Below are 22,858 nucleotides of genomic sequence, written 5' to 3'. Positions count from 1 at the left end.
TCCCCGGCACGGGGAGGGGGACCAGCGCAGCTGGTGGAGGGGGGCTTCCACGAGCGTAACGTTGGTGGCGAACCGCCTCCACAACGCCGCTATGCGTCGCGGTCCCCCTCCCCGTGCCGGGGAGGATTATGCGCGTTGTAACGCTCACCGAACCCGACGATTTCGACGGCTGGCGCGACGCGGCGCGTGGTCTGGTCGCCGAGAACGTCCCACCAGACGACGTCGTCTGGCAGGTCGGCGACGAACCCGTCGACCTGTTCGCGACGGTCGCCGAACCAGCCCCCGCCCCAGCCCCCGGCGCCTTCTCCGTCCCCCGCGCCTTCCTCGATCTCGCCCGCAGCGCGATCCTCGGCAGCGACCCCGAACGCTTCGCGCTGCTCTATACGCTGCTCGCCCGCCTGCGCCGCGAACCGAAGCTGATAGAGGACCGCGCAGACCCACTCGTCCGCCGGCTCGACAGGATCGCCAAGGACGTCCGCCGCGACATCCACAAGATGCGCGCCTTTCTCCGCTTCCGCGAGGTTGAGGACGGGGGTGGGGAGGAGGCCGGAACGCGCTTCGTCGCCTGGTTCGAGCCCGATCACCACATCGTCCGCGCCAATGCCGCGTTCTTTGTCAACCGCTTCGCCAGCATGCGTTGGTCGATCCTGACACCCGAAGTGTCGATCCATTGGGACGGCAAGGCGCTCTCGGAAGGCCCCGGCGCCAGCAAGGCCGACGCCCCCGACGGCGATCCGACCGAGGAGGTATGGAAAACCTATTACGCCAGCACGTTCAACCCGGCGCGCGTCAAGATCGGCGCGATGCTGAAGGAAATGCCCAAGAAATACTGGAAGAACATGCCGGAGACCGCGCTCGTGCCGGGGTTGCTGGCAGCGGCGCAGGCGAGGGAAAGCGGCATGATCGCGAGAGCGCGCGACACCGTCGGCGGCAACAGCCTGATCGCATGGGAGGCGCTGCGAGACGAGGCTGCCGGTTGCACGCGCTGCCCGCTTTACAAGCCCGCAACGCAGACTGTCTTTGGCGAAGGCCCGGTCGACGCGCCGCTGATGTTCGTTGGCGAACAGCCGGGCGATCAGGAGGATAACGCCGGTCGCCCGTTCGTCGGCCCCGCTGGCCAGATGTTCGACAAGGCGATGGCCGAGGCGGGCGTAGACCGCTCGCGCGCGTACGTCACCAACGCGGTCAAGCACTTCAAGTTCGAACAGCGCGGCAAGCGGCGGATCCATGCCAAGCCGGGGGCCGGCGAAATCGACGCGTGTCGCTGGTGGATCGAGCAGGAGCAGATGCTGATCAAGCCCAAGGTGACGGTGGCGCTCGGCGCAACCGCGGCACGCTCGCTGTTCGGCAAGGTGATGACGATCGGGCGGGAACGCGGGCGGGCGCTGCAACTGCCGGATGGTGGCGAAGCCTGGATCACCGTGCACCCGAGCTACCTGCTGCGCTTGCCCGACCCGGCGCAGGCGGCGGAGGAATATGCGCGGTTCGTCGAAGATCTGCGGGTGGTGGGCGGCAGGCTAGGAGAACTGTAACCCCACTCCCACGTCATCCTGACGAAAGTCAGGACCCAGAGCCATGTAAGGCGTCGTTCGTGACCCTGGGTCCTGACGTTCGTCAGGATGACGGGCGAAGTGGAGGGCAGAGGCGGTGTCTGACCCAAGCCGCCCCCATCACATCGCGTTCGGCTCCGGCCCCAAGCGGCCAGCTGGGTCGTCGAGCGCCTCGATCGCGGCCATGTCCCACTCGTCGAGCGTCAGGTCCAGCGCGGCAAAATTGTCCGCGAGATGGTCGGCATCCGATGCCTTCGGGATTACCGAGAAGCCGTTCGCCAGATGCCACGCCAGAATCACCTGTGCCGCGCTCCGGCCATGCTTGTCCGCAACCCGGACGATCGCTGGATCCTGTAGTAGGGTCTTGCCCTGCCCGAGCGGGCTCCAGCTCTGCGTCACGATGCCGTGCGCCTCGTGGTACGCGCGTTGCTCACGCTGCTGGAAGTGTGGGTGAAGTTCGATCTGGTTGACCGCGGGCATCACGCCGGTCGCCGCGACGATCGCGTCGATATGCTCGGGGAGGAAGTTCGACACGCCGATCGATTTCGCCTTGCCGGCATCGCGGAGCGCGATCATCGCTTTCCACGCGTCGACGAACAGGTCCTGCTTCGGCACCGGCCAGTGCATCAGGTACAGGTCGACCGACTCGACGCCCAGTAGCGCGAGGCTCTCGTCCATTGCCGCCTCGGCATCGCCTTGTCGGTCGTTCCACAGCTTGGTCGTGAGGAACGCATCCGATCCCTTGTAACCATCGCCGACGCCGCGCTCATTGTCATAAATCGCGGCGGTATCGACCAGCCGGAAGCCGATATCGAGCCCGCTGCGGACGATCGCCGCGGCCTGGCTGTCGGGGATCTGCCACGTGCCCATGCCGAGCTGGGGCATGGAGCGACCGTCGTTGAGTGTAAGATTTGTCATGCCCCACCAGCGAACGAGCCGCACGCCGGTTCCGATGCGCCGATTCGGTTTAGGGCTTCCCTTCGCCGCCCGGTTCGCGCAATCGACCGGGCCATGTTCGAAAAGATCCTGGCCGTGCTGGCCACCTTCACGATCGGCGTCATCTCCTCGGGTGGCTATGTCGGCATCGCGCTACTCATGGCGATCGAGAGCGCCTGCATCCCGCTGCCGTCCGAGATCATCATGCCGTTCGCCGGCTATCTCGTGTCGACAGGGCGGTTCGACCTGTATCTCGCCGCCACTGCGGGCGCGATCGGCTGCAACCTCGGCTCGATCGTCGCGTACGAGGTCGGCAAGCGCGGTGGCCGCCCGATGGCCGAGCGCTGGGGCCGATACCTGCTGATCGGTCCGGGCGAGCTCGATGCGGCCGACCGGTTCTTCGCACGCTGGGGCTCGATGGCGGTGCTGATCGGTCGGCTACTCCCCGTGATCCGGTCATTCATCGCCTTTCCCGCCGGCGTTGCGCGGATGAGACTCGTGCCGTTCCACGTCTACACCTTCATCGGGTCATGGCCGTGGTGCTTCGGGCTCGCCTGGGTCGGCATGAAGCTCGGCGACAAATGGGACAGCGATCCGCGCGTGAAGGCGGCGTTCCACAGCGCCGACCTGTTGATCGGCGTGGTCCTGATCGCGCTGGTAGGCTTCTACATCTGGCACCGTGTGCGCGGTTTGAAGCGTCACCCTTAAGTATCTCGGGCGTAACCGCGTCGCTTGGCGAGCGCGCGCAGATCGTCGTCGCGGGTCGGCACCAGCTGTGCTGTTCTCCGGTTGACCGCAGCAACGATTTCAGGATCGGCCTTCTCGGGTGAGCCGCTGTCGAAGGGCGGCGCGGGATCATATTCGAGGCTGAGCTGAACAGCCTTCGCATGTGCTTCGCCGCGGATCATCGCGCTCAGCGTCAGCGCGAAGTCGATCCCCGCGGTGACACCGCCACCGGTTACCCGGTTGCGATCGACGACGGTCCGCGTGGCCACCGGGATTGCGCCGAACAGCGTCAGCATGTCGCGTTGCGCCCAATGGCATCCCGCCCGATAGCCGTCGAGCAATCCCGCTGCGCCGAGGATCAATGACCCGGTACAGACACTGGTCACCCAGCTTGCCCGCGCCCCGACCGCCTTAACCCACGCCATCGCTTCGTCGTCGGCGATCACATCGTTGATCCCGAACCCGCCGGGCACGCAGAGGATATCGGCGCGTGGTACGTCGGCGAAGGTCGCGGTCGGCAGGATCGAGAAACCCGCGTCGGTCGGCACCGGCTCCAACGTCTTCCAGACCAGATCGAGGTGGGCGTTGCCGAGGCGCGACAGGACCTGCGCGGGGCCAGTCAGGTCGAGCTGTGTGACGTTCGGAAACAGCAGGAAGGCGATGCTCAGCGATTTGGTCATGCCGGTATTCCTAGCGAGAGGAGCGGTGGAGGGCGTACGGGTGTCGATTTACCTAAATTATGGAGAAGTCACGACAATCGGGCATTGGATGCGGGCGGCGCGCGAGTGAAGTATAGAAAGTATAGACGCTGGCGTCGTATTCTTTCTGATCGTCGAGACACGCTGACGGGCGGCTTCCGGGATTACGGCTGGGAAGGTTTGCAACGTCATACGCGCAGCATGTCATACCCTATGCTTGTAGGACAGAGGGGCGAAAGGGGGGCGCAGGATGGTGGCGCGCCCGGGCGCGGGACGTAGTTGGGTCCCGGGAAAGGCCGCGCGGATCTACGGGGCGATCATGTGGGTCGTGGGCCATCGTGCGGACTCGCGTCACCCATGTCGCGGGATACCCAGCCTTCGCTGAGGCGGCGGATGAAGGTGGGGCGCATGCGGAAGAGGCGGATATGGCCTGAAGGTTGAGCCCAGCATCCTGGGCAGACCCGTCATCCTGACGAAAGTCAGGATCCAGAGCCGCAGGCGATCGTCTGTGGAACCTTGGATCCTGACTTTCGCCAGGATGACGGAGAAGTATGGCGGGACCGCGTCGGGATCGCGGGACCGCTCTCGTCCGCCGGGTTACGGCAGGACGGGAACTTCCGCCGCACGGGTCTTGTTCTCCAGGCGCGATTCCCGCACCCGCTGGCCGAAGCAGCCGGTGGCACCACCGGCACCGACTGCTGAGCAGCTGCCGATCGTATTGACGCCGGAACCTGCATCCATCGTGCCCTGCGCCTTGGTCGCCCAACTGGCGTTTTCGGGCGTGACGACGAACTCGCGAAGTTCCTTGGGAACGCGGTATTGCTCCTGAGCGCTGCGGCGGACACAGACGACGATCTCCTCACCGTTCGCGTTGGTCGGGCAGCGTTCGTTGCCGAACAGCGTAAGGACGCCGTTGATCGGCGCGTTGCGCGAAACCTGCGGGGGTGCGACGACTGGCTTGGGCCGGGCGTTCGCGCCGGGAAGCGCGGGCGCCTTGGCGGGCGGCTGGGCGAGCGTCGGTCCCGCATTGCCATTGGAAGTCGACGGCACGGTCTGCGCAACCGCGGGTCCAGCGACCAGCAGAGCCACCGCAAAAAGCATTTTCATACGCATCACTCCCACGCGTTCGTTCGGCCCGTTATCGTCGCTCGGCCTGAGCCGTATTCGGTCCGCCTAGATCCGCTTGGCGGTCGCGATCGCAACCTTGCAACCAAGCCGGATCGCAGCACTCAGTACCGGATACCCCGGCGTCTCTTCGGCCCCCGCCGCGATCGCAGTCGCCTTGTGTTCGAGTTCCTCGGCCTGGAAATCGAGGATGGCCGCCGATAGCTCGGGATCGCTGGCGCCAAGCTGAACAAGCTGCTCCTCGTAATGCTTGTCGATCTCGGTTTCGACCGCCGCGGTGCACGCCATCGCCGCGCGCGGGCTGATCGCCGCAGTCACGGCGCCCAGCGCGAAGCCCGCGACCTTCCAGATCGGTTGCAGCACCGTCGGGCGCACGCGGCGCTCGACAATCATCTTGTCGAAGAATGCGCGGTGGCGCTCCTCCTGTTGCGCCATGTGGTGGATCGATCGCGACGCAGGATGCCGATCACCAAGCACGGCAAGCTGGCCCGCGTAGATGCGGATCGCGCCATATTCGCCCGCCTGGTCGACGCGAATCATCGAATCGGTCGCGCGCTTGGCGTCTCCTGGCTTCCAGCTGCTCATCTCGTCTTCCTCATGAGTGCGAATATGGTGAACGCACCGGCGAGGGAAAAGATGGCGTTGAAGCCGGCGAGCGAGATTCCGAGCAATTTCCACTGCGGCGAATCGCAGCGTACCATCGGCGCGTTCATGATCGCGGCAAGACGTTCGGCAGCAGTGGTACCCGCCATCGAGACGGTCGTGGTGCAGGCGGTAAAACCGTTCCACCAGTGATATTCGACCCCGGCATGCGCGATGCCGATCAGCCCGCTAAGGCCGATCAGAAGCCCGGCGATGATCACCAGCGACGCGCGCAGCGAGCGACCGGGAACGAAGAACGTTGCGCCGGCGATCAGCACCGCGGAATAATGCGGCCAGCGCTGCCAGTGGCACATCTCGCACGGATACAGCCCGCCAAGATATTGCGAGCCGAGCGCGCCGAGCAGCAGGAATGCCGGCAGCAGGAACGCGATGGCGCGCGCGATCTCTTCGTTCTTGGTCATGCCCAACCCGCGACGCACGCTCACTTGTTAGGCGCCTTGGCGGCGGCGGCGGTGGGATCGGGCTTGATCGGGCGCGGCTTGGTGGCGGCAGCGACCTGGGCGGCGCCGCCGAGCCGCGCGACGGTCTTCAGCGCGTAATAGAGCTGGAAGTCGTCGATGCCCTGCTTCTTCAATTGCTCGGGCGTCTGCGCGAAGCGGGGGTCGGTCTTGGTATCCTCCTCGAGCACCGCGTTGTCGGCCTTCACCTCGTTGATCAGGTGCTTGCGCAGGTCCGCCTCGCGGAACACCGGGCGCGACTTGTAGTCGGGATCGGTGAGCTGCGGGACCTTGATGTCGGGCTCGATCCCGCCCTCCTGCACCGAGCGACCCGACGGCGTGAAGTAGCGCGCGGTCGTCAGGCGGAGCGCGGTCTCGGGACCGAGCGGGAGCACGGTCTGGACCGAGCCCTTGCCAAAGCTGCGCTCGCCCATGATCAGCGCGCGGTGATGATCCTGCAGCGCGCCGGCAACGATCTCGGACGCGGACGCGGTGCCGGGATCGGTGAGGACGACGACCGGCAGGCCGTGCGCATCGTCACCAGGCTTGGCGTAATAGCGTTCGATATCGGTCTTCTCGCGACCGCGCTGCGAAACGATCTCGCCGTGATCGAGGAACGCGTCACTGACTTCGATCGCCTGCGTGAGCAAGCCGCCGCCATTCTCGCGGAGGTCGACGACATAGCCGAGCGGGCGGTGGCCGAGTGACTTGTCGATCGCCATGATCGCCGCGCGCGTGTCCGCGCCGGTGTTCTCGCTGAACGTGTTGATGTTGATATAACCGACGTCGCCGCGGACTTCCCACTTCACCGGCTTCTGGACGATGATCTCGCGCGTCATCGTTACGTCGAGCGGTTTGTCGCGGCCAGGACGGACAAGGCCGAGCGTTATCGTGCTGCCGGGCTTGCCGCGCATCTTGCCGACCGCCTCGTCGAGCGAATCGCCGTAGATCAGCTTGCCGTCGATATGCGTGATATAGTCGCCGGACTTGACGCCCGCGCGGGCTGCCGGCGAGTCTTCCTGCGGGGCGACGACCTTGATCGCGCCGTCCTCCATCTGCACCGTCAGGCCGAGACCACCGTAATTGCCCTCGGTCATGATCCGGAGGTTTTCGTAGTCCAGCGCGTCGACATAGCTGGAATGCGGATCGAGGCTGGCGAGCATGCCCTGGATCGCGCCCTTGATCAGCGTCTTGTCATCGACCTTGTCGACATATTCCGCCTTCACGCGGTTGAACACGTCGAGAAACTGATCGAACTCGCGATACGTGTCGGTGTCGACCGCCGCCATCGCCGAGGTGGCCAGCGGGATCAGCGTCAGCGCGCCGACGATCGCCGTTGCGGTAAGGATCGGGGTACGCAGTATAGGACGAGGCATCGATGGTCCTGCAACCTGAGAAATGACGGTATCTTAGCGTCGTAACGGTAGATCGTAGCGGCGCATCGTAGCGACATCGCGCGCGCGGAGCAAAGCCCGGTGAGGCTGAACCGCGCCTGACTAGCCGATCAGCCTCATGTCATCAACGCGACCCTATGAGAGCCGCGAGATCGACCGGACGGCCGCGGCGGCGGAGTTCGACGGTGACGCGCGGATCGTCGCGCGGGGCGGTACCGATCGGCGCGCCCATCGCGATGCGCTCGCCGGGGGTGACGCTCGTCTCGGCAAGCCCGGTGACAAGGCTGGTCCAGCCGGCGGCATGGTCGATGATGACGATGATGCCATAGTCGCGGAAGCGTCGCGCGTAGCGGATCTTGCCCGCCGCGGGCGCGACGACGCGCGCGCGCGGGGCGGCCGCGAAGGTCAGGCCGCGCGACCGGACGCCCGATTCCGAGAGTTCGTCGAAGCCGGTGACGAGCCTGCCTGCGACCGGGGTGCGGTAGACGCTGCTCGCGGGGGGCGGAGGCGTGGTGCCGGGGGCGATCGGGCGCGGCAGGGGGCCGGCGAGTCCGACCAGGCTGGCCGCGGTCGCCTTGGCGTTGGTCGTGGCCGTCATCCCGTCGACCAGATCGCGCGCACGCTCGCCGAGCGCGAGCGCGCGGTCCGATTCGCTGATCGCCCCGCGTCCCAGCGACTGGCTGCGCTGCCGGTGGCGGGCTTCCAGGGTTGCCAGCGCGAGACGGTCGGTCTCGAGACGCGCGCGGCCGTCGGCGAGCGCCTTGGCGGCGAGCGCCGCGCTCACCTGCAAGCGGCGCGTTTCGGCGAGTTCGGCGCGGACCGCTTCGGTGCGCTGGCGGACGACGGGCAACGCGCTGCCGAGGACCGCGCGGACATGGACAAGGTCGGCGACCGATCCGGGCTGCGCGACGGCGGCGATCGTCGGGCGGCGGGCGAGCGACTCCAGCGCGGCCAGCAGGCGGGCGACGGGGGTTTGCGCGCGGCCGAGCCTGGCGCGCTGGTCGGACAGCAGCCGATCGACCAGCGTCACGCGCGCACTGGCGGTCGCGAGATTGGCTTCGGCGGCGGTCACGCGCGCGGCCAGCGCCTGCTCCTCGCGGCGGGCCTTGTCGGCCGCATTGCGTTCCTCGGCCGCAGCGGCGGCGAGCTTGGCGGCGCGGGCAGCGGCGATCGCGGCATCGCGCTTGGTCGCTACCAGCCGTTGCTGCTCGGTCGCGAGTTCCGGCGCGTCAGTCTGCGCAGTGACGCCCGCCGCCGCGAACAGCGCCGCGATCGCGAGAACGCCCCCTAGCCTCATGCATCACCCTTCGCGGTGATAGGGGTGATTGGCAAGGATGCTGGTCGCGCGGAAAAGCTGCTCGGCGAGCATCGCGCGCGCGAGAAGATGCGGCCATGTCGCACGGCCGAACGAGAAGAGCAGGTCGGCCTCGTCGCGCGCCGCATCGTCGAAGCCGTCCGCGGCACCGATCATGAACCGCGCCTCGCGCACGCCGTCGTCGCGCCACCGCTCGAGCTTATGCGCGAACTGCGTCGAGGAGAGCGTCTCGCCTTTCTCGTCGAGTAGAATGCGCTTGGTCTGCTCGCCCACGAGCGGGATCTTGCCGCCGGTGTCGGGGAGTTCGCTGACCTTGGTCGGCCAGGCGATCCGCTTGAGATAGCGGTCGACGAGATCCGCCTCGGGCGACCGCCCGATCCGTCCGCGGGCGACGATGTGGAGCAGCATCGCCGCCTCGGGGTCGGTTTAGTCTTCGTCGGTGAACGTCGGCATCGCCGGCGGCGTCGGCGCATCGCCGAACGCCCACATCCGCTCCAGATTGTAGAAGCTGCGGACTTCGGGGCGGAACAGATGGACGATGATGTCGGTCGCGTCGATCAGCACCCAGTCGGCGGTCGGCAGGCCCTCGATCTTCACCGGGCGCTTGAACTCGGCCTTGATCCGCTCGGCCAGCTTCTGCGCCATCGAGGCGACCTGGCGGGTCGAACGACCGCTGGCGATCACCATATAGTCGGCGATGCTCGTCTTGCCCGCGAGCGGGATCGAGATCGTCTCGACCGCCTGGTCGTCGTCGAGCGACGCGAGGATCAGGCGATGCAGTGCCTCAACCTCTTCGGGGTCGGTCGCGCGAGGGGCAGTAGGGGAAGTGGCCAAGTCAGCTCCTGGGTAAAACTACCGGACCAGCAACGTGCTGGACCCAGTCGGGATTTTTGGCGCGCAGGCCGGTTGCGGAGGTCGGGTCGGGTCGGAAGCGCAACAGCACAAGGGCCGGCAATCTCCACGTCGTCCAGCTCTTCGCATGGTCTGTGCGCCGTTGGAAGCGCCGCAGCCAACCCATCGCGGGGGCCGCGAGGGCGCGCCCGTCATATCCCGGCCGCGCGATTACCGCAATCGGAACCTCGCGGGCGATCTGGCGCCAGTTCTTCCACCGGTGGAAGTCGGCCAGATTGTCGGCGCCCATCAGCCAGACGAAGCGGATCTTAGGGTAGCGACGCTTGAGCTTGCGGATCGTGTCTAGCGTATAGCGCGTGTGCAGCCGCGACTCGATATCGGTCGCGCGGATCGGCGCGCGGCGCGCCATGCGCTGCGCCGAGGCAAGACGCGCGGCCAGCGGCGCCATGTCGCGCGCGGCGTCCTTGAGCGGATTGCCGGGAGACACCAGCCACCACGCCTCGTCGAGTGCGAGCGCCTCGATCGCCGCGAGCGTGATGCCACGGTGGCCGCGGTGCGCAGGGTTGAACGACCCGCCGAGGATGCCGACGCGGGTCATCGCATCAACCGCGCACCTGCCCCGTGCCGCGGCCGATCCATTTGTAGGTCGTCAGCCCCTCGAGCGCGACGGGGCCGCGGGCGTGGAGGCGGCCAGTGGCGATGCCGATCTCCGCGCCCAGCCCGAACTCGCCGCCATCGGCGAACTGGGTGGAGGCGTTCCACAGGACGATTGCGCTGTCGACGGCGGTCAGGAATTGCTCGGCGATGGCAGCGTCCTCGGCGATGATCGCGTCGGTGTGATGCGAACCGTGGCGGGCGATGTGCGCGATCGCCGCGTCGAGGCCATCGACGATCGCGACCGAGGCGATCGCGTCGAGATATTCGGTGTCCCAGTCCGCGGCATCGGCGACCACGATGTCGGGCACGAGCGCGCGCGACGCTGCGTCGCCGCGCACCACGCAACCGGCATCGGCCAGACGCCGGATCAGCGCCGCGGCCTCGGGATACGCCCGGTGGATCAGCAGCGTCTCCATCGAACCGCACACGCCCGTGCGGCGCATCTTGGCATCGACGACGACCGCCGCCGCCATCGCCGGGTCCGCCGACGCATCGACATAGACATGGTTGATGCCGTCGAGATGCGCGAGCACCGGCACGCGTGCCTCGGCCTGGACGCGCGCGACGAGGCTCTTGCCGCCGCGGGGGATGATCAGGTCGATCACCCCGTCCGCCGTCAGCATTGCGCCGACCGCGGCCCGATCGGTGGTCGGCACGAGCTGCATTGCACCGGCAGGCACCCCGCCCGCCGCCAGTCCCGCCATCAGCGCCGCATGGATCGCGCGATTGCTCGCCACCGCCTCGGACCCGCCGCGCAGGATCGCGGCGTTGCCGGCCATCACGCACAATGCAGCTGCGTCCGCAGTGACGTTGGGGCGGCTTTCGTAGATAATGCCGATCACGCCGATCGGTACGCGCACGCGCGAAAGCTTGAGGCCGTTAGGTCGTTCGCGCGAGTCGATGACCTGCCCGACCGGGTCGGCGAGCGCCGCGACGGCCGCCACGCCGTCCGCCATCGCCGCGATCCGCCCCGCGTCCAACCGCAGACGATCAAGCAACGCGCCGGACAAGCCGGACTCGGTTGCGCGCGCCATGTCTACTGCGTTCGCCGCCAGAATTTCCGCCGACGCGGCACGAACCGACTCCGCCGCCAACACCAGCGCAGCGGCTTTCCGCGCGGTCGGCAGCGACGCCAGCACCAGCGCGGCGGCGCGCGCGCGGCGGCCCATTATAGCGATCACGTCGGTCGGATTTGCTGCAGCGTCCATGGCCGCGCGCTAGCATGCGAAGCCCCTCGCGCCAACGCCACGAACTCGTTACGCTGCCGATCTTACAGGGGATGCTGCTGACGATCGTGCTAATCGTCGGCCATGTCGTCGGGGTACCCGGTCCAATGCTGCGGCTGGGCGCCCTTGTGATCCCGCCGGTCCACATGTTCGCGCAATTGCGCGGCGCGTATGAGCTGCGGAAGCGCGCCGCGGCGTGGCGCACGGTGGCGCTGCTGGCGTTCGCGTTCACAGTCCTGCTGGCGTTTATTGTCCTGCGGCTCCTGCACGGCCTGACCGATTAGGTCGGCGCGACCCGATCAGCCACGCCCGCACGGGTAAAGGTTCGCCAGGACGCGCGCATAGCCGTCCTTGAGCGGGCGCTTCTGATAGCTGGCCGGCAGTTCGTTCAGGCCATCGAGCATGTCCATGATGCCGACCGTCTCGCCTTCCGGAACGCAGGCGATCGGCGGCTTGCCCGCCGCGGCACGCGCGGCGCGGTCGGCCTTCAACTGATTTGTCGCGGCCTTCGCCTCCGCCTTCAAAGCTGGAAGCTCGGGCGACATGAACGCCATCGGACCCTGGTCGCGCAGCGCGTTGGCGCGCGACAGGAAAGTGCCGACGGTCATTGCTGCATTCGCGGGCAACGCGACGCCGGCGATCAGCACTGCAGCGACTACAGCCTTCGAATGCAAATACGACATGGGCGGCCTTTCCGAGAAAAGACCGCCCATAGAGCAGTTTAGCTGACTAATCGGTGAACCGGATCAGGCCCCCAGCGGGGTCGGCGTGCCGAACGGTCCATTGGGACGCCGCGTCTTCGGGATCGACGTGCCCGCACGCGGGACGTTCGACGTCTTAGCACCCGGATCCGGACGATCCAGATCCTCGCCAGCAATCAGCTGCTTAATCTCGTCGCCGGTCAGCGTCTCGTATTCGAGCAGCGCCCCCGCGACCGTGTGGAGCTGGTCGACATGATCGCTCAGCACCTGCTTGGCACGGTCAAGACCACCTTCGACGATCCGCTTGATCTCGTCGTCGATCAGCTGCGCGGTCTGGTTCGACATGCGCGACGGACGGCTCGACGAATAGCCGAGGAACGATTCGCCCTCCGGCTCGCCATATTCGAGCGGGCCGACCTTGTCCGACATGCCCCAGCGCGTGACCATGTCGCGCGCCAGACCGGTGGCGTACTGGATGTCTCCGCTCGCGCCCGACGACACCTTGTCGTAGCCGAAGATGACTTCCTCGGCGACACGGCCACCCATCGACACTGCGAGATTCGCGTACATCTTGTCGCGATGATAGCTGTAGCTGTCCCGCTCGGGAAGACGCATGACCATGCCCAGCGCACGACCGCGCGGGATGATCGTCGCCTTGTGGATCGGATCCGACGCGGCCTCGTGCATCGCGACGACCGCATGGCCGGCCTCGTGATACGCGGTCATCCGCTTCTCGTCGTCGGTCATAACCATGCTGCGACGCTCGGCGCCCATCATCACCTTGTCCTTGGCCTCCTCGAACTCGGCCATCGCCACCAGACGCTTGCCCTTGCGAGCGGCATGCAGCGCCGCCTCGTTGACGAGGTTGGCGAGATCGGCGCCCGAGAAGCCCGGCGTGCCGCGCGCGATGACGCGCGCATCGACGTCGGGAGCGAGCGGCACCTTCTTCATGTGGACTTCGAGGATCTTGATCCGGCCCTCGATATCAGGGCGAGGCACCACGACCTGGCGATCGAAGCGACCAGGACGCAACAACGCGGGGTCGAGCACGTCGGGACGGTTGGTCGCGGCGATGATGATGATGCCCTCGTTCGCCTCGAAGCCGTCCATCTCGACCAGCAGTTGGTTCAGCGTCTGCTCGCGCTCGTCATTGCCGTTGCCGAGGCCCGCACCACGGTGGCGACCGACCGCATCGATTTCGTCGATGAAGACGATGCACGGTGCCGACTTCTTGGCCTGCTCGAACATGTCGCGCACGCGGCTTGCACCGACGCCGACAAACATCTCGACGAAGTCGGAACCCGAGATCGTGAAGAACGGTACGCCCGCCTCGCCTGCGATCGCGCGGGCGAGCAGCGTCTTGCCGGTACCGGGCGAACCGACCAGCAACGCGCCCTTGGGGATCTTGCCGCCGAGGCGCGCGAACTTGGTCGGGTCCTTCAGGAACTCGACGATTTCCTCGAGTTCCTCACGCGCTTCGTCGATGCCCGCGACGTCGGCAAAAGTGACTTTGCCTTCCTTCTGCGTCAGCATCTTCGCGCGGCTTTTGCCAAAGCCCATCGCGCCCGATCCCGAATTCTTCTGCATCTGCTTCAGCACGAAGAATGCGATTCCAAGGAACAGCAGGAACGGCAGCGACTGATAAAGGAGCAGCGCCAGCATCGACGGCCCCTCCTCGGGCTTTGCGCTGATCGCGACACCCTTCTCGCGCAGCTTCGGCACGAGCGTCGAATCCTGGATCGGGTAGGATTTGAACTTCTCACCTGACGACAGCGTCCCCGAGATGATATCGCGGGAGATGTTGACGTCCTTGACGGTACCCTCGTCGACCTTGTCGAGGAACGCCGAATAGGCAATCGTGTTGCCACCCGACGCTGCCGTGCGACCGTCGAACATGGTCACGAACAGCGCCAGAGCGAGCAGGATGCCGACCCAGATCAGCAGGCTTTTCATCCAAGGATTGCCGCCGCCATTCTCGGGGCCGCCGTTTCCGGGGCCCTGGGGCTTCTGACCGCGGTTGTCGTTGTCGCTCATGGGTGCACGATACCTTTCAGCGCACAAGATAAGCGCGCGCAGGTTAATGGCAATGGAACAAGACGCGACTTGTGGTGATCAGTGTAAACGAACCGCGATGCGGTTCAGGCACCCGCCCGACGCGGCGGCGCCTCGCGGAACCGCCACACGTCGCCGCGCACGCTGGCGATGATCCCCGCCTGCGTGGTGCGCTTCCCCGCCATCAGCGAGTCGAGCAGCTTTTCGACATTCGCAGCCTCGGTCCATTCGGGCGCGACGATACCCGCTTCGGCGCGCACCGCGCCGATCGCCCGGCGCGCGAGCCGGCGCAGGATCTCGCGTGGCAGCCTGGCGACCACGAGCTTTACCTCGCCGCCGCCGACCTTTGCGCGGTCCGCCCAGATCCAGTCTACCATCGCGCGGACGTCGGTATCAGTCTCGGCCAGCGCGGCTGCGGCGCGCGCGAGGTTGGGCGTGCCGAGCCACTCGTTGTCGCCCAGCAACCGGCGGAAGCGCGTACGGTCGTGGCGATCGTCATGGTTCGAAGGGTCGTCGAAGAACGGCACTTCGCCACGGCGGACGATCGCGCGGAGTTCGGCGCGGCGCCAGTCGAGAAGCGGGCGAATGACCGTAACGCCGTGAACTTCGGTGCGCGCGCGAACGCCCGCCAATCCTGCGAGCCCGGACCCGCGCGCGGCGCGCATCAGGAAGGTCTCGGCCTGGTCGTCGGCGTGGTGGCCCGTGACGAGCCCCCCCGCCCCGATCGTGCGGGCATGATCAGTGAGGAGCGCATAGCGCGTGGTGCGCGCTTGCGCCTGGATGCTGGCGCCGGTGATCGGCTCGCTCGGCGCGAGCGTCGCGTGCGCGATGCCGAGCGTGGCGCAGTGCGCAGCAACCATCGCCGATTCCTCGATCGCTTCAGGGCGGAGGCGGTGGTCGATGCTGGCTACCGTGAAGCCGGGGCCAAGCGCCTCATGCGCGAGCGTGAGCATCGCCATACTGTCGGGGCCACCCGATACGGCGAGCACCGGGTTGACGATATCGCCTGCCAGCCGCGCATAGTCGGCGGCGAAACGGCGGCCTTCCTCGGTCATGCCGAGACCGCCCTGTCCGGGGAGAATTTACCCCCCCGGCGCAGGCCGGGGCCCAATTGGGGGACGGTGATGACTGAGCGCAGCACACCGTTATGCCGGCTTTCCCAATTGGGCCCCGGCCTCCGCCGGGGTGGTGCTGGTGCGCGACCCGACGTCACGAACAGGCAATTACGCATGACCATCGGGAGCTGGCTTACTTGCACTTCGCCGCGGCGCGTCCGGCGGCAACCTGCCCCTTCATCGCCGCCGCCATCTTCGCACCATAGACGTCGTTCAGCTCGTCATACACCTTGCAGGCATCGGCGGGCTTGTTAAGCTTGGTCAGCGCCTGCCCCAGGTACAACAGGCTGTCGGGTGCGCGCTCGCCATCGGGCATCTTCTTGTAATTGTCATAGAACGCCATCGATGCGAGGCTCGGCTTGCCCTCGTCCAGATAGGCGCGACCGAGCAGATTCTGCGCATAGCTCGCGCGCTTGCTCTTGGGATATTCGGCGACGACCTTCTTCAGCTGCGCCTCCGCCTGCGGGTATTGCTTGGCCGCCCATAGCCGGTAGCCATACATATACTCGTCCTCCGCCGGGTCGCCGGTCGAGGGCTTCTCGACCGAGACCTTGGTCGGGGCGGGTGCGGCGCCGGGACGGCTCGCGGTTTCCGGACGCGTCGACGGGCGCGCGGGGCCGCTCGACGTGTCGTCGGAGTCGATCGGGCCGCCCGCCGCGATCGGCGCGGGGCCGGCCTCGAGCATCTTCACGCGCGCATCGTTCGAGCGACGATAATTGTCGAACGCGTCCTGCAACTGGCGCGTGCGGTTCTGGTTCTGCTCGATCTGCTCGGTCAGCGAGGTCATCTGCTGTTCGAGCGAGGTGACACGCTGGTTCACATCGGCCAGCGCGCTCGTCGCGGGCGAGCCCGGCCCCGGGCCCTGCTCGCTTTGCGGCGCGCGGACTTCGGGCTGGAGCATCTGCCCCGCGCCGCCCGGAAAGACTTTCCGCTGGACCGCGCGCATTTCGCTTTCGAGCTTGCCGACGCGGCCCTCGACATTTTGTGCCTGAACGGCAGCGGGCGAGAGAGCCGCGAGGCAGACGCCGATCAGAATTGACTTACGCATGAGCCACACCCCCCGGTGGATTGGTTAATCGTCCGGGTATAGCTGCACTACCCATCCTGTCGCCAGCCTTAAGACCCCGGCAATGGCCCATCTCCATCCCCGACCGAGACTTACTGATCGGGCGTTGCCGTAGCGGCAGGCTGGGGGTTAGCGGCTGCATCCAGATTGGCGCGCTGCGTCTCGCTCAGCGGACGGCGCTGCGTCCGCGGACGGCTGGGACGCGACCGCTCGCGAGGAGCAGATGCCGTGGTCGCAGCCGCCGGCGCAGGCTGCGGCTCGGACGTGCCTGCGATCCGCGCGGCGATCGCCGGCGCACCGATGCGGACGTCCTTGATCGCACGCTCGCCGGTGCCGAGCGCGGGGGCGGCCGCACCGTTGAGCGTCACCGCCAGCTTGTCCGCTCGGCCGATGTTGATCATCGGGTCCTTCGCATCCCTGGGCACGTCGAACTTGTCGCCCGGCTTCATCGTGCCGAGATACAGCGTCTTGTTGTCCGCATCGTACACGCGCATCCACACCTCGTCCGAGGCGGTCAGCGTGACCTGCCCGTTGGCCGGGGTCGCCGGCGCGGGGACGGGTTGCGCGGTCTGCGCGGCCGGGTTCGGTGCGGTCTCGGCGACGGGTGCCGCGGTCGACGACGTGGTCGATCCCCGGAACATGTCGGTGCCGTACCACAGCCCGACCAGCACCAGCACCGCGATCGCGAGGCCCAAGGCGACGATCGCCACCCCGCGCGAGGGCACGCGCGACGGGTCGGTCATCTCATAGGGTTCGTATTCGGGCGTGCGACGGCCAAGCTTGGCGACGTCGTCGCGGACCATCTGCGCGATCCGGACCTCGTCGACGCCGACCGCACGCGCGTAGGCGCGCGTAAAGCCGACCGCATAGGTGGACGACGGCAGCGCGCTATAGTCGGATGCCTCGATCGCCTCGAGATGCCGTAGCGGCACGCGCGTCCGCGCGGCGATATCCGCGACACTCAACCCCTGCGATTCGCGGCTGTTCCGAAGAATGTCGCCAGCACGCTCTGGTACAGCGGGCGCAGCGTTCTGGCCGGTATCGACCTCGTCCATTCTTGTCTCCGAAGCCGGACTACGTGTTATGCCCCCGTCTTTCAGAGGGCCCAAGCCGTGTCAACGCGCAGGCGGACAAGAAGCGCAGCTTTCGGGCGCTCAGACGATTTCGACGCCGTTTTCGGTCGCCCAGGCGGTCAGCGCATCGCGCATGTCACGCGGCGGATCCGCCAGCAACGCTGTCATATAAGTCGTGAGCGCAGCGCGATCGAGTGATCGCGTCATCGCCTTGATCGGGCCGACCGCCGCGGGGGTGATCGACAGCCGCTCGATCCCGAGACCGATCAGCGCCATAGCCTCGAGCGGCCGCCCGCCCATCTCGCCGCACACCGCCAGATCGACCCCCGCCGCGCGCGTCGGCGGCACTAGCCGCGCGATGAACCGCAGGATCGACGGGCTGAGCCAGTCGTAGCGTTCGGCGAGCTTCGGGTTGGCGCGATCGGCGGCGAACAGGAACTGGGTCAGATCGTTGGTGCCGATCGACAGGAACTCGATCCGCGGCAGCAACACGTCGAGCATCTCGGCGAGCGCGGGCACTTCGAGCATCGCACCATAGCGGATCGCGAGCGGCAGCTTGCGCCCGCGTCCCTCGAGCCAGTGACGCTGCGCCTCGAACAGCGCGCGCGCCTCGTCGAACTCCCACGGCTCGCTGACCATCGGGAACATCACGTTGAGCGTCCGGCCGGCGGCGGCTTCGAGCAGCGCGCGTGCCTGCACCTTCATCAACCCGTCGCGTTCGAGGCCCAGGCGCAGCGCGCGCCAGCCCATCGCCGGGTTCTCCTCGTCGACGTCTTCCTTGTTGAGATAGGGCAGCGCCTTGTCGCCACCGATATCGACAGTGCGGAAGATCACCGGGCGCTCGCCCGCCGCGTCGAGCACTTCGCGGTACAGCCGGTGCTGACGCTCGCGCTGCGGCAGCGTCGACGAGACGAGAAACTGGAATTCGGTGCGGAACAGCCCGATCCCGTCCGCGCCGGTCACGTCGAGTGCGGCGACGTCGTCGCGGAGCCCGGCATTGACCATCACGGTCAGGCGGTGGCCGTCCTTGGTCACCGGCGGCACGTCGCGCAGCGCCGCGAACGCCGCCTTGCGCTTCTGCCGCATCGCCAGCCGCGCGTCGAACGCCTCCTCCATCGCCGCCGAGGGCCGTGCGAACACATTGCTCTCGGCGCTGTCGAGCAGCAGCATGTCGCCCTCCGCCACCAACCGGCGAATGTCGCGGACGCGGCCGAGTACCGGCACACCCATCGCGCGCGCGACGATCGTGACATGCGCGGTCAGCGATCCCTCTTCGAGGATCACGCCCTTCAGCCGCCTCTTGTCATATTCGAGCAGCTCGGCGGGGCCGAGATTGCGTGCGATCAGGATCGTGTCCTGACGCAACCCCATCTGCGCCGCGGTGCCCATCTGGCCCGAGACGATGCGGAGCAGCCGGTTCGACAGGTCCTCCAGATCGTGCATCCGGTCGGCGAGCAGCGGATCGTCGATCTGGCGCATACGCTGGCGGGTGCGCTGCTGGACGCGCTCGATCGCCGCCTCGGCGGTCAGACCCGAATCGATCGCCTCGTTGATCCGCCGTGCCCAGCCCTCGTCATAGGCGAACATCTTGTAGGTCTGGAGCACCTCGACATGCTCGCCGCCGACGCCGAACTCCGCCTCGCGAGTCATCCGGTCGATGCCTTCGCGCATCTTGTCGAACGCCGCATAGACTCGGTGCCGCTCGGCGTCGGTATCCTCGGCGACGGTGTGTTCGATGTGGATGCGCGGCTGGTGATACACCGCGAACCCCGCGCCCATGCCATCGACCAGCTTCTGGCCGGGGATGCGCATCGCCGCGGTCGACTGCGGCCGATCCGCGCCGCCGCCGGTGGTGTCGATGAGCCCCGCATTGGCAATCAGCTCGGAGAGCACCATCGCGACCGTCTGCAAAGCCTCGATCTCGACATCGGCATATTTGCGGCGATCGGTGTGCTGGACGGCGAGCACACCGACCGACCGCTCGCGGCGGATGATCGGCACGCCGGCAAAGCTGTGGAACCGGTCCTCGCCGGTCTCGGGCTTGTAGGCGAAGTCCGGATGGCTCGCGGCTTCGTCGAGGTTGAGCACCTCGACGTCCTCGGCGATCGTGCCGACGAGCCCCTCGCCTAGCGCAAGCTTGGTGACGTGGACCGCCGCTTGATCGAGGCCGCGGGTGGCGAACAGTTCGAGCACGCCTTCACGCAACAGGTAGATCGAACAGACTTCGCTGTGGATCGCGGTGGCGATGATGCCGACGACCGAATTGAGCTTGGCTTGCGCAGACGTGCGCGCGGCCATCACATCGTGAAGGCTGGTGAGGATTTCGCGGGCGGAGGCGGCGGCCGAAAGGGGCATGACCGCTGGCTAACAGATGAACGGCTTGGGTGCCACGCAACAAAAGCGATGCCGGGCACAAGCGCAAACGATCCGATGATGCGTTTTCTTACAACGAGGCGTGGTGCAGGACAGATCGGTATCCTGAACCGCTCCCCCTGCCCCCTTGCTCTCCCGCGAACGCGGGAGCCCAGTCTGAACCCGCCTTCGCAGGGACACATTGGGGTGGGGCAGCGCTGTCTACGCGTCGAACAAGCCGTCCTGGCTTCCGGCCGGCGGGTTCAGGCCGAGATGCTTCCAACCGCCCGCATTCAGGAATCGGCCACGAGCAGTGCGCGCGATCAAGCCTAACTGGATCAGATACGGCTCGATCACCTCCTCGATTGTGTCGCGCGGTTCGCTCAGGCCTGCCGCCAGCGTCTCGACGCCGACCGGCCCGCCGCGATAAATGTCCGCGATCATCATCAGATAGCGCCGATCCATCGCATCGAGCCCGAGCGAATCGACCTCGAGCCGGTTGAGCGCCGCATCAGCCGCGCGCGCATCGACCGTCTCGTGCCCCGCGACATTGGCGAAATCGCGCACGCGCCGCAGCAACCGCCCGGCGATCCGCGGCGTCCCGCGCGAGCGACGCGCGATCTCCATCGCACCGTCCTTGGCGATGCCGAGCCCAAGCAGCCCGGCTGCGCGCGAGACCACGCGCTCCAGCTCCTCGACGGTATAGAATTGCAACCGCACCGGGATGCCGAAGCGATCGCGGAGCGGCGTCGTCAGCAACCCCTGCCGCGTCGTCGCGCCGATCAGCGTGAACCGCGGCAGGTCGATCCGTACCGAGCGCGCGCTGGGCCCCTCGCCGATCATCAGGTCGAGCGCGCGATCCTCCATCGCCGGGTAGAGCACCTCCTCGACCGCGGGCTGCAACCGGTGGATCTCGTCGATGAACAGCACGTCGCCATCCTCGAGATTGGTCAGCAGCGCGGCAAGATCGCCCGACTTGGCGATCACCGGCCCCGAGGTGGCGCGGAACCCCACCCCCATCTCGCGCGCGACGATCTGCGCGAGCGTCGTCTTGCCGAGCCCCGGCGGCCCAAAGAACAGCACATGATCCAGCGCATCGCCGCGCGATTTGGCCGCCTGGATGAAGATGCGCAGATTTTCCCGCGCCGCCTTCTGCCCGACAAATTCATCAAGGTTCTTCGGACGAAGCGCCGCATCGACGTCTTCGGGACGCTTGGCGGGAGTCAGGATGCGGTCTGTATCGGTCACCCGCTCGCGATAGCGCGCTCGCGGTGAAGGGGGCAAGGTGGCTATGAGATGGTCATGACCAACGAAACCAGTCATCCCGACCTGTATCTCTTGGCGGGCGCTTCGCCGGCGCTGGCGGCGACGCTGGCCGAGCGCTTCACGTTGCACCGTCAGACCCCGCCGGCAACGACGCGGGCGATCGTCGGCGGCGGCAGCAGCGTGGTCGATGCCGCGCTGCTCGATCGCCTTCCCGCACTGGAGATCGTGGCGATCCACGGCGTTGGGTATGACGGGATAGACCTTGCCGCGACCAGAGCACGCAGCATCGCGGTGACGACGACGCCCGACGTGCTGACCGACGACGTCGCGGACCTCGCGATCGGGCTGATGCTGGCGGTGCAAAGGCGGATCGTCGCGAACGACTGTGCAGTGCGGGGCGGCGGTTGGCAGGTCGATCCGGCACGCCGGGCGAGCGGACGGCGGATCGGCGTCTTCGGACTAGGCCGGATCGGCAACGCGATCGCAACGCGCGCCGCACCGTTCGCCAGCGAACTCCATTATACCGCGCGCTCCGCCAAACCGAATTTCGCAGGCGTCTTCCATGCCGATATCGCCGAGCTTGCGGCGGCGTGCGACGTACTGGTTATCGCAGCCCCCGGTGGCAATGCGACGTCGCACATCGTGGATGCAACCGTTCTCGCGGCGCTTGGTCGCGACGGGATCCTGGTCAACATTGCTCGCGGCAGCCTGATCGACGAAGCGGCGCTGATCGCGGCGCTCGAGGATGGAACGATCGCCGGGGCTGGACTCGATGTATTCGCCGACGAACCCGCCGTGCCCGATGCGCTCAAGACGATGGGCCAGGTCGTCCTGTCGCCGCATCAAGGCAGCGCGACCGTCGATGGCCGGGCAGCGATGGCGGCGCTCGTGGTAGCCAATCTCGACGCGCATTTTGCCGGCACACCGTTGATCACGCCGCTTTGAGCCTACGCGGATCGCAAGTGCGCCCGCCAAGGGGAAGAGACGCGCCGTCGCTAAGACTTGGACGCCTTGCGTAGCGCCAGTCGCACGAGCGCATCGAGCGAGGCCCCGGTTCCCAACTCCTCGTCCGCGGCCGCCACGGCCACACTCGCCTCGTTCGGCCGAAACCCGAGGTTGAGTAATGCCGACACCGCATCCGCCGATGCCCCGGGCGCCGCATTGACGACCGCCGGCCCGAGCCCGAGCGCGATGCCGCCGACCTTGTCCTTCAGTTCCATGACGATGCGCTGGGCGAGCTTCGGACCGACGCCATTCGCCCGCGCGACCATCGCCTTGTCGCCGCTGGCGATCGCACGGCTCAGGTCGACCGGCTCCAAGGCCGACAATATCGCCAATGCAACCCGCGCGCCGACCCCCTGCACGCCCGTCAGCAACCGAAACCAGTCGCGTTCGTCGGCGCTGGAGAACCCGACAAGCCGCTGGAAATCCTCGCCGACGAGCAGCTCGGTAAATACCGTACACGCCTCGCCGACCGGCCCAAGCGCCGATAGCGTGCGCGCCGACGCGCCGACCAGATATCCGACGCCGCCGACATCGATCACTGCATGGTCGATGCCTGTGGAGTCCAGCCTGCCTTTGAGATGTGCGATCATTGCCGAGACCGGTAGAACATAGGAAGCGCCGCGTCATCCTCCGCGCCGTCATCGGCTAA

General features: G+C 67.1%; 23 protein-coding genes. 4 read left to right on the top strand and 19 right to left on the bottom strand.

Features of this window, described 5'->3' with window-relative positions; genetic code table 11:
• Nucleotides 1-128 precede the first annotated feature (128 nt).
• Nucleotides 129-1,532: a UdgX family uracil-DNA binding protein gene (locus ASE88_RS10135; RefSeq protein WP_056477890.1), complete on the top strand. Its 1,404-nt coding sequence runs from the start codon at nt 129-131 to the stop codon at nt 1,530-1,532.
• A 138-nt stretch (nt 1,533-1,670) separates the two neighbouring features.
• Here ASE88_RS10135 and ASE88_RS10130 read toward each other — a convergent pair whose 3' ends face one another.
• The gene (locus ASE88_RS10130; RefSeq protein WP_056477888.1) at nt 1,671-2,468 is read right to left on the bottom strand and encodes an aldo/keto reductase; all 798 of its coding nucleotides are present in this window, start codon (nt 2,466-2,468) and stop codon (nt 1,671-1,673) included.
• A 93-nt stretch (nt 2,469-2,561) separates the two neighbouring features.
• Here ASE88_RS10130 and ASE88_RS10125 point away from each other — a divergent pair, with 93 nt between their 5' ends.
• Entirely contained in the window at nt 2,562-3,194 is a 633-nt protein-coding gene (locus ASE88_RS10125; protein WP_055873679.1) for a DedA family protein, read from the top strand.
• Here ASE88_RS10125 and ASE88_RS10120 read toward each other — a convergent pair.
• The 10 genes from ASE88_RS10120 to ASE88_RS10075 all read right to left on the bottom strand — a co-directional run bounded on the left by ASE88_RS10120 (nt 3,191) and on the right by ASE88_RS10075 (nt 11,561).
• Complete coding sequence (locus ASE88_RS10120; protein WP_055873682.1) at nt 3,191-3,892, bottom strand: DJ-1/PfpI family protein; 702 nt, start codon at nt 3,890-3,892, stop codon at nt 3,191-3,193. The genes ASE88_RS10125 and ASE88_RS10120 overlap by 4 nt on opposite strands.
• A gap of 615 nt (nt 3,893-4,507) precedes the next feature.
• Complete coding sequence (locus ASE88_RS10115) at nt 4,508-5,017, bottom strand: hypothetical protein (protein WP_056477886.1); 510 nt, start codon at nt 5,015-5,017, stop codon at nt 4,508-4,510.
• A 66-nt stretch (nt 5,018-5,083) separates the two neighbouring features.
• Nucleotides 5,084-5,620, bottom strand: coding sequence for a demethoxyubiquinone hydroxylase family protein (locus ASE88_RS10110; RefSeq protein ID WP_055873689.1), 537 nt, complete (start codon nt 5,618-5,620; stop codon nt 5,084-5,086).
• Entirely contained in the window at nt 5,617-6,099 is a 483-nt protein-coding gene (locus tag ASE88_RS10105) for a disulfide bond formation protein B (RefSeq protein WP_056479351.1), read from the bottom strand. Before ASE88_RS10105 ends, ASE88_RS10110 begins: the two co-directional genes overlap by 4 nt.
• A gap of 20 nt (nt 6,100-6,119) precedes the next feature.
• Nucleotides 6,120-7,511 (bottom strand): S41 family peptidase, encoded by a 1,392-nt coding sequence (locus tag ASE88_RS10100; RefSeq protein ID WP_056477884.1) that lies wholly within the window; start codon nt 7,509-7,511, stop codon nt 6,120-6,122.
• A 142-nt stretch (nt 7,512-7,653) separates the two neighbouring features.
• Nucleotides 7,654-8,826: a murein hydrolase activator EnvC family protein gene (locus ASE88_RS10095; protein WP_056477882.1), complete on the bottom strand. Its 1,173-nt coding sequence runs from the start codon at nt 8,824-8,826 to the stop codon at nt 7,654-7,656.
• 3 nt (nt 8,827-8,829) lie between these two features.
• A complete protein-coding gene (locus tag ASE88_RS10090) occupies nt 8,830-9,252 on the bottom strand; it encodes a 23S rRNA (pseudouridine(1915)-N(3))-methyltransferase RlmH (protein WP_056477880.1) in 423 nt (140 codons plus the stop codon).
• 18 nt (nt 9,253-9,270) lie between these two features.
• Complete coding sequence (rsfS, locus tag ASE88_RS10085; RefSeq protein ID WP_055873704.1) at nt 9,271-9,678, bottom strand: ribosome silencing factor; 408 nt, start codon at nt 9,676-9,678, stop codon at nt 9,271-9,273.
• Nucleotide 9,679: 1 nt separating this feature from the next.
• On the bottom strand, nt 9,680-10,294 hold the full coding sequence (locus ASE88_RS10080; protein ID WP_055873707.1) for a nicotinate-nucleotide adenylyltransferase: 615 nt from the start codon (nt 10,292-10,294) through the stop codon (nt 9,680-9,682).
• Nucleotides 10,295-10,298: 4 nt separating this feature from the next.
• Nucleotides 10,299-11,561 (bottom strand): glutamate-5-semialdehyde dehydrogenase, encoded by a 1,263-nt coding sequence (locus ASE88_RS10075; RefSeq protein ID WP_056477878.1) that lies wholly within the window; start codon nt 11,559-11,561, stop codon nt 10,299-10,301.
• Nucleotides 11,562-11,632: 71 nt separating this feature from the next.
• Between ASE88_RS10075 and ASE88_RS10070 the strand changes: the two genes are divergently transcribed.
• A complete protein-coding gene (locus ASE88_RS10070) occupies nt 11,633-11,863 on the top strand; it encodes a hypothetical protein (RefSeq protein WP_056477875.1) in 231 nt (76 codons plus the stop codon).
• A 15-nt stretch (nt 11,864-11,878) separates the two neighbouring features.
• Here the strand turns inward: ASE88_RS10070 and ASE88_RS10065 are convergent, their stop codons facing one another.
• From ASE88_RS10065 to ruvB, 7 genes are all read right to left on the bottom strand, one after another.
• Entirely contained in the window at nt 11,879-12,262 is a 384-nt protein-coding gene (locus ASE88_RS10065; protein WP_235525571.1) for a hypothetical protein, read from the bottom strand.
• A gap of 63 nt (nt 12,263-12,325) precedes the next feature.
• Entirely contained in the window at nt 12,326-14,233 is a 1,908-nt protein-coding gene (ftsH, locus tag ASE88_RS10060) for an ATP-dependent zinc metalloprotease FtsH (protein ID WP_235525621.1), read from the bottom strand.
• A 185-nt stretch (nt 14,234-14,418) separates the two neighbouring features.
• Nucleotides 14,419-15,387, bottom strand: coding sequence for a tRNA lysidine(34) synthetase TilS (gene tilS, locus ASE88_RS10055; RefSeq protein WP_056477874.1), 969 nt, complete (start codon nt 15,385-15,387; stop codon nt 14,419-14,421).
• A 193-nt stretch (nt 15,388-15,580) separates the two neighbouring features.
• Nucleotides 15,581-16,495 (bottom strand): tetratricopeptide repeat protein, encoded by a 915-nt coding sequence (locus tag ASE88_RS10050; protein WP_056477872.1) that lies wholly within the window; start codon nt 16,493-16,495, stop codon nt 15,581-15,583.
• Between the two features lie 110 nt (nt 16,496-16,605).
• Nucleotides 16,606-17,568, bottom strand: coding sequence for a helix-turn-helix domain-containing protein (locus ASE88_RS10045; RefSeq protein WP_056477870.1), 963 nt, complete (start codon nt 17,566-17,568; stop codon nt 16,606-16,608).
• A 99-nt stretch (nt 17,569-17,667) separates the two neighbouring features.
• Nucleotides 17,668-19,941 (bottom strand): phosphoenolpyruvate--protein phosphotransferase, encoded by a 2,274-nt coding sequence (gene ptsP / locus ASE88_RS10040; protein ID WP_056477868.1) that lies wholly within the window; start codon nt 19,939-19,941, stop codon nt 17,668-17,670.
• Between the two features lie 219 nt (nt 19,942-20,160).
• Entirely contained in the window at nt 20,161-21,186 is a 1,026-nt protein-coding gene (ruvB, locus tag ASE88_RS10035) for a Holliday junction branch migration DNA helicase RuvB (RefSeq protein WP_055873730.1), read from the bottom strand.
• A gap of 54 nt (nt 21,187-21,240) precedes the next feature.
• Between ruvB and ASE88_RS10030 the strand changes: the two genes are divergently transcribed.
• Entirely contained in the window at nt 21,241-22,149 is a 909-nt protein-coding gene (locus ASE88_RS10030; protein WP_056479348.1) for a 2-hydroxyacid dehydrogenase, read from the top strand.
• A 50-nt stretch (nt 22,150-22,199) separates the two neighbouring features.
• On the opposite strand, the gene ruvA is transcribed toward ASE88_RS10030, so the two are convergent.
• A complete protein-coding gene (ruvA, locus tag ASE88_RS10025; RefSeq protein ID WP_055873733.1) occupies nt 22,200-22,799 on the bottom strand; it encodes a Holliday junction branch migration protein RuvA in 600 nt (199 codons plus the stop codon).
• Between the last annotated feature and the right edge of the window lie 59 nt (nt 22,800-22,858).

This window comes from Sphingomonas sp. Leaf38, assembly GCF_001421825.1.
Classification (GTDB): domain Bacteria; phylum Pseudomonadota; class Alphaproteobacteria; order Sphingomonadales; family Sphingomonadaceae; genus Sphingomonas.
The sequence above is the reverse complement of the archived record's forward strand: the minus strand, read 5'-3'. Positions and strand labels throughout refer to the sequence as shown.

Coding starts and splice junctions, on each gene's coding strand:
- ASE88_RS10135 (WP_056477890.1), top strand. CDS start 129: ATGCGCGTTGTAACGCTCACCGAACCCGACGATTTCGACGGCTGGCGC.
- ASE88_RS10130 (WP_056477888.1), bottom strand. CDS start 2,468: ATGACAAATCTTACACTCAACGACGGTCGCTCCATGCCCCAGCTCGGC.
- ASE88_RS10125 (WP_055873679.1), top strand. CDS start 2,562: ATGTTCGAAAAGATCCTGGCCGTGCTGGCCACCTTCACGATCGGCGTC.
- ASE88_RS10120 (WP_055873682.1), bottom strand. CDS start 3,892: ATGACCAAATCGCTGAGCATCGCCTTCCTGCTGTTTCCGAACGTCACA.
- ASE88_RS10115 (WP_056477886.1), bottom strand. CDS start 5,017: ATGAAAATGCTTTTTGCGGTGGCTCTGCTGGTCGCTGGACCCGCGGTT.
- ASE88_RS10110 (WP_055873689.1), bottom strand. CDS start 5,620: ATGAGCAGCTGGAAGCCAGGAGACGCCAAGCGCGCGACCGATTCGATG.
- ASE88_RS10105 (WP_056479351.1), bottom strand. CDS start 6,099: ATGACCAAGAACGAAGAGATCGCGCGCGCCATCGCGTTCCTGCTGCCG.
- ASE88_RS10100 (WP_056477884.1), bottom strand. CDS start 7,511: ATGCCTCGTCCTATACTGCGTACCCCGATCCTTACCGCAACGGCGATC.
- ASE88_RS10095 (WP_056477882.1), bottom strand. CDS start 8,826: ATGAGGCTAGGGGGCGTTCTCGCGATCGCGGCGCTGTTCGCGGCGGCG.
- ASE88_RS10090 (WP_056477880.1), bottom strand. CDS start 9,252: ATGCTGCTCCACATCGTCGCCCGCGGACGGATCGGGCGGTCGCCCGAG.
- ASE88_RS10080 (WP_055873707.1), bottom strand. CDS start 10,294: ATGACCCGCGTCGGCATCCTCGGCGGGTCGTTCAACCCTGCGCACCGC.
- ASE88_RS10075 (WP_056477878.1), bottom strand. CDS start 11,561: ATGGACGCTGCAGCAAATCCGACCGACGTGATCGCTATAATGGGCCGC.
- ASE88_RS10070 (WP_056477875.1), top strand. CDS start 11,633: ATGCTGCTGACGATCGTGCTAATCGTCGGCCATGTCGTCGGGGTACCC.
- ASE88_RS10065 (WP_235525571.1), bottom strand. CDS start 12,262: ATGTCGTATTTGCATTCGAAGGCTGTAGTCGCTGCAGTGCTGATCGCC.
- ftsH (WP_235525621.1), bottom strand. CDS start 14,233: ATGAAAAGCCTGCTGATCTGGGTCGGCATCCTGCTCGCTCTGGCGCTG.
- tilS (WP_056477874.1), bottom strand. CDS start 15,387: ATGACCGAGGAAGGCCGCCGTTTCGCCGCCGACTATGCGCGGCTGGCA.
- ASE88_RS10050 (WP_056477872.1), bottom strand. CDS start 16,495: ATGCGTAAGTCAATTCTGATCGGCGTCTGCCTCGCGGCTCTCTCGCCC.
- ASE88_RS10045 (WP_056477870.1), bottom strand. CDS start 17,568: ATGGACGAGGTCGATACCGGCCAGAACGCTGCGCCCGCTGTACCAGAG.
- ptsP (WP_056477868.1), bottom strand. CDS start 19,941: ATGCCCCTTTCGGCCGCCGCCTCCGCCCGCGAAATCCTCACCAGCCTT.
- ASE88_RS10030 (WP_056479348.1), top strand. CDS start 21,241: ATGACCAACGAAACCAGTCATCCCGACCTGTATCTCTTGGCGGGCGCT.
- ruvA (WP_055873733.1), bottom strand. CDS start 22,799: ATGATCGCACATCTCAAAGGCAGGCTGGACTCCACAGGCATCGACCAT.